This is a genomic window from Mesorhizobium sp. M7A.F.Ca.AU.001.01.1.1, assembly GCF_004022735.1.
GTDB lineage: Bacteria > Pseudomonadota > Alphaproteobacteria > Rhizobiales > Rhizobiaceae > Mesorhizobium > Mesorhizobium ciceri.
Window position 1 is genome coordinate 1 of sequence record NZ_RZPF01000511.1, and the last position, 4,882, is coordinate 4,882.

At 52.8% G+C, this 4,882-nt stretch carries 3 protein-coding genes; all 3 read right to left on the minus strand.

From position 1 onward, the window contains the following. Window positions 1-104: 104 nt before the first annotated feature. Window positions 105-1,946 carry a type I secretion system permease/ATPase gene (locus EN884_RS25720; RefSeq protein WP_063168212.1) on the minus strand — a complete coding sequence of 614 codons (1,842 nt, stop codon included), beginning with the start codon at window positions 1,944-1,946 and terminating at the stop codon, window positions 105-107. A 106-nt stretch (window positions 1,947-2,052) separates the two neighbouring features. Beyond that, on the minus strand, window positions 2,053-3,894 hold the full coding sequence (locus EN884_RS25725) for a hypothetical protein (protein WP_063168211.1): 1,842 nt from the start codon (window positions 3,892-3,894) through the stop codon (window positions 2,053-2,055). Between the two features lie 9 nt (window positions 3,895-3,903). Then, window positions 3,904-4,359, minus strand: coding sequence for a hypothetical protein (locus tag EN884_RS25730; protein ID WP_127224123.1), 456 nt, complete (start codon window positions 4,357-4,359; stop codon window positions 3,904-3,906). Between the last annotated feature and the right edge of the window lie 523 nt (window positions 4,360-4,882).

Sequence of the window (4,882 nt, forward strand, 5' to 3'; positions counted from 1 at the left end):
GCTTGGTTGCGGCCGCCCACCCGCCTATGCCTCCCACCAAGAAAAGGCAGGAAGTGCCGCCAATGAAGAGGTGCCGCCGGATAGATCTTGAAACCAATTCGGCCTCAACGTTTGGCATCGGATCCCTCCATCAAGATTTCAGCGACCTCCGGCTTTGACTCGTTCGGATCTGCGACCATCTTGAAGGGCGCGAGCATCCTGGCCGATACAGAAAAGCCCGGATATCCAGCCATGGTAGGATTCGGAGAAGGGACCTTTGATATTTTCGAAAGAACTTCGTCGCGTGGTCCGAAGGCTTTGACCCGACCGGCCTCCATCATGAGAACGAAATCGACTGCAGCTAGCGCGCTCGGTCGATGCGCTATAACTATTGCGATCCCCTTGCGTTCCCTCACGGCCGCGATTGCCTTCACAACAGCAGCTTCGCCATCGGCGTCAAGATTCGCATTGGGTTCATCGAGCACGACGAGGAACGGATCGGCGTAGAGTGCCCTGGCAAGGCCGATCCGCTGGCGTTGCCCTGCCGAAAGGGATGATCCGGCTTCTCCAATGCGGGCTTCATATCCTTTATCAAACTGCAGGATAAGCTCATGAACGCCAGCCGCCATCGCGGCTGATACAATTGTCTCCGGCTTCGCGTCGGATTCGAAGCGGGCGATGTTCTCTGCGATCGTGCCATCGAAAAGTTCGCCCCCCTGTGGCAGGTAGCCGATGTGGCGACCGATTGCCTCCTGATCCCACTGGTCGAGTGACGCGTCGTCAATACGCACTTTGCCGCTCGCCGGGGTCCAGGCGCCAACGAGAGCGCGGGCAAGCGTCGACTTCCCCGCACCGCTAGGGCCAATAATGCCGAGCGCGCTCCCCGCGCGCATGACGAAGTTTGCTGCGAAGACCGTCGGCTTCGTCTCACCAGGGGGAACGACGGTGATGCCTGCGGCACGCAGTTCGCATTGCGGTTTGGGCAGGGCCAAGACAGTTGTCTCTTCAGGCATCATCAGCAGCAAATCCCTGAGGCGGATCCAACTCTGTCTCGCCATCAGGAACACTTTCCAACTTCCGATTGCCAATTCGACGGGCGCTAGTGCGCGGCCCATTATGATGGAACTGGCAATCATCACCCCCGGTGTGACCTGCTGCTCGATAGCGAGCCATGCACCCACTGCCAGGATTGCGGACTGGAGAACCAAACGAAGTGTTTTTGCAACGCCCCCTAGGCCGCTAACAACATCGCTGGCCCTGCGATTTGCCGCAAGGTAGTCCGAATTTGCAAGGCGCCAGCGCGCGGTCATGCGATTGCTAAGCCCCATCGCACGTATAGCTTCGGCATTGCGACGGGACGCGTCCAGCAAGGCATTGCGCACCGTGTTATGCCGGAGTGCCTCTCGAGTTGGGTTGCGGGAAGACGCATCGGTAATAACGGTAAGCGAGACCAACAAGATCGCGCCGACCATTGCTGTCATACCAAGCCAGAAATGAAGTAGAAAACACAGGCCGAGATAAAAGGGCATCCAAGGTAAATCGAAAAACGCGGTCGGACCGGGTCCGGAGAGAAAATTGCGTACATTGTCGAGATCGCGCAGCGGCTGCAATCCGTCGCTGGGCATGCGAGTTTCGAGTGGAAGGCGGACGACTGCGTCGTGAACGCGCCCGGAAAGCTGGTGATCGAACCGCTCACCGACGCGTAGAAGAACGCGGGCACGAATGATGTCAAGGCCGCATTGAAAGGCATATAGGCCGAACGCAAGCATCCCGAGGCCGACCAGTGTTGGGACGCTGTGGCTGGCAAGCACACGGTCATAAACCTGCAACATGAACAAGGGGGCAGTTAGCGCCAATACGTTTATGACGCCGCTTATCACCGCTGTTGCGAGGATTACCGCCTTGTTCGCCGCAACAAGTGACCTTTCAAATCCCCCAGAACCTATCTTCTCGGGGGATCGGGTCATGGAGATCTCGTTCCACCTACTTCAGCACAAAATCCTATGCATAGCTCAAGCATATTGCTTGTTACTGCCACTGATCCAGACCGAGGTGACTCACCCAAGACATACTTCAAGCGGCAACAAGCCATGCTGGGTCGAATCCCATATCAAACACGGTGTTCATTGCCACGCTGTGCGCGTTGTCATTTTCGTCCAAATAAGCCAACGAGAATGAATTAAAAACCTGCGATCTGCCGAAGTACCCGTTAATAACATGCGCCGACCCTGTCCATTCTGAAGACATACCAAAGTCTACCGTGTAGTCTCCATAAAGCACATCGGTACTGATGTAGTAGGCCTTGTTGGAGCTAAATGAATATGTACCAATTTCGATTGAAGTGGCTCCGTCATTGCCGCTGAGGGTATATTTTACATCCCACCAGTTCGTAACATAGTCTATCTCATACCATTGCTCACTTGCATGTATCGTTGTTGTACGCTGCGCGACCAATGTCTTCTCTAGATCCAGATCGGTGAGGCTTAATCCAGACAATAGGAAATTATTCAAGGGAGCAGAATAGTCTGAAGCGGGATCTGATGGCCAATACTTCTCTAGATTTCCAACAGCGACGTCATGCCCGCCATCGGGCGTCATGACATAGCCGACAAAAAAGTGACTCGAATCCTGGAACTCGATCGTGTCGTTCCCGCTGCCCGTATCAATCATGACCGGCAGGATTATACCCCAGCTGTTGTCTGCAACACCCGAGACTATGATGTGGTCATTTCCAGCGCCAGAAAAGACAAATCCCTGATCCGGATTGACCAAGGTTATCTCGTTGTCCTTTTCATTCCCAACAAGAATAAACTGAGAGGTGCTGTTCAAGGTGAAGCTGGTAACGTCACCCTGCAGGACAACCAGATTTCCATCCTTGTTCGCCGATGTTGCCGCATTTCCGGCTATGAAGGTGGCGCCGTTGATATTGACGATGTTATGCGGGTCGAGCCCCCAATAGTAAGGGTTCGACAGTTTGTAGGAATCCGATTGCATCCACTCGGAATTGTACCCTGCAAGAGTCAACTCGTTTGCGGTGCCGATGGTCTGGTTGATCACGTGATCGAACTCAGTCCCATGGGGAGTTGTGGGGAGATCGCTCCGGTCGAACGATATCTCCTTGTAGTCAGTGCTGGCATGCAGGATATTTGAGGTTCCTGAAACCGCCTCCTCAATCAGGAGACCATGAATGAACCTGCCAAGGAAACCAGACGCATCGGTGTCGTTAGCTGGGGCATACGGTTTTTGCTCGAACAGATATGACTGCTTGCTATCCAAGAATCCCGTATGGGTAGCGGCCCACTGGAGCAAGCTTTTGGCGAGAACATCGTCCCCGATAATAAATTTCATCTGAGATAGATTAAACACAAATGGATCCATATCCTGGAACCATTGGAGCGCATAGTTTTTCGCCGTAGCATCGCCGACTGTCAGCGGAATATTCATTCTAAAGTAGGATAGATACTGAGACAGATCCGCACTCGACGTGACCAGCCAGAAATCATAGTCGTTGAGAGCTCGAACCTCGTAGTAGGGTGTCCACCCTTCCGCCGCGCCTGAGAGCTCGGGGAAAACAGTTTGGTATGCTGCATCATGATAGTCGGAAATTTGCCGCCCCGTAAGGTTCCAATCAGTTTGTGTTGACCGAAGAGCGTAGTCACGCGTAGCGAGTTCCAGCATGAGCGCATCGCGACGTTGGTCAAAGAGTCCTGACGCGAAATCGCCATCTATTTTGTTCTTGGCATAGTTGTTAGCAACAATTCCGATTAACGAGTCGGCGTTCACGACACCATGTGCCATGCTTCCATAGTAGATGCCAGCGGCGGAAAGCGCATCGTAGTAATGAGACGCGTCACCCGTCGAGATGGTAAGCGCATATGCAGAGTTAATATCGTTTATCTGCTGTGAAGTTGGCATGATACGCTCCTATTTTTCAGAAAATGAATCAATCAGCGCCGAAAGACGTTTGTGAAACCTAGAGACGTCCTCTCGAAGATATTTACGAGGCGCCATGATCATCCAGCGCAATCCAGCCCTATCAAAGCTCATCATGCACGATGATACAGAAGAATATCCAGTGCACATAATGTACATAGGATCCGGCGCGGAAATATAGTAGATATTGTGAGAGAGATACCCCTTAGCATTATCCTTTACGCGAAACGAGGCGAATTTAATACCAGCATCGAGGTCATTTATAATTGGAAGCAGGAGGTTTTGCGGAATATGAATTTTTAGTGGGCCGCCTGGAACGGAGGCCGCCACTCCGAGTGCGTCCGAAAGCGGCAGCAGATCCTCCTCCCCCCGGATCTGGGGGTTTGGCCCGCGGCCAGCTTTCAGTTCAGGATAGCTCAGTCGTAGCGCGACTTGCTTGATATCCATGGTTGCCTTCGGATTTCGTTCCCGAAATAGATCTGAGGGGACATAGAGCGTTCCCTGCGAGTATGTCACGGCAACGCGATCGATCGACGAAGAGGTGAGCCAGAGAAAACGTTCGTCTCCAGTGTCGAGTGATGCGGATTGCGAGTGCCCGCAGGTGACCAAAGCCAAGAGGAGCGCAATTGAAAATCGACCTTTGAGCACGCGTTTTCCCGCCCAGCATGCGCTCTAATTCGTTAAGTTATTAGTATGCCATATCTCATAACGATTGCAACAATTAATATACTTACAGATTTATCTTTCATCGAAGTATATAAGTAAGATCTTTTATAATAATGCTGATCTCGATGCGTAGCTATCAGGTCGGTTTCCAGGCCGAGGACATCTGGGCCTTCGCCTGAGTTAGCCTACCGGAAAGCGAACCGCCCCAGGCGCCCGGTGTGAAGCATTCTGCCGTCTGGTCGCTCGGCTTTTTGCCAATGTCGCAAACAGGCTTCAATCGTGCTGCTGCTCCGCCCTATAGTCC

Bases quoted from the DNA above. Each gene is read 5' to 3' on its own strand.
- EN884_RS25720 (WP_063168212.1), bottom strand. From the start codon at position 1,946: ATGACCCGATCCCCCGAGAAGATAGGTTCTGGGGGATTTGAAAGGTCA.
- EN884_RS25725 (WP_063168211.1), bottom strand. From the start codon at position 3,894: ATGCCAACTTCACAGCAGATAAACGATATTAACTCTGCATATGCGCTT.
- EN884_RS25730 (WP_127224123.1), bottom strand. From the start codon at position 4,359: ATGGATATCAAGCAAGTCGCGCTACGACTGAGCTATCCTGAACTGAAA.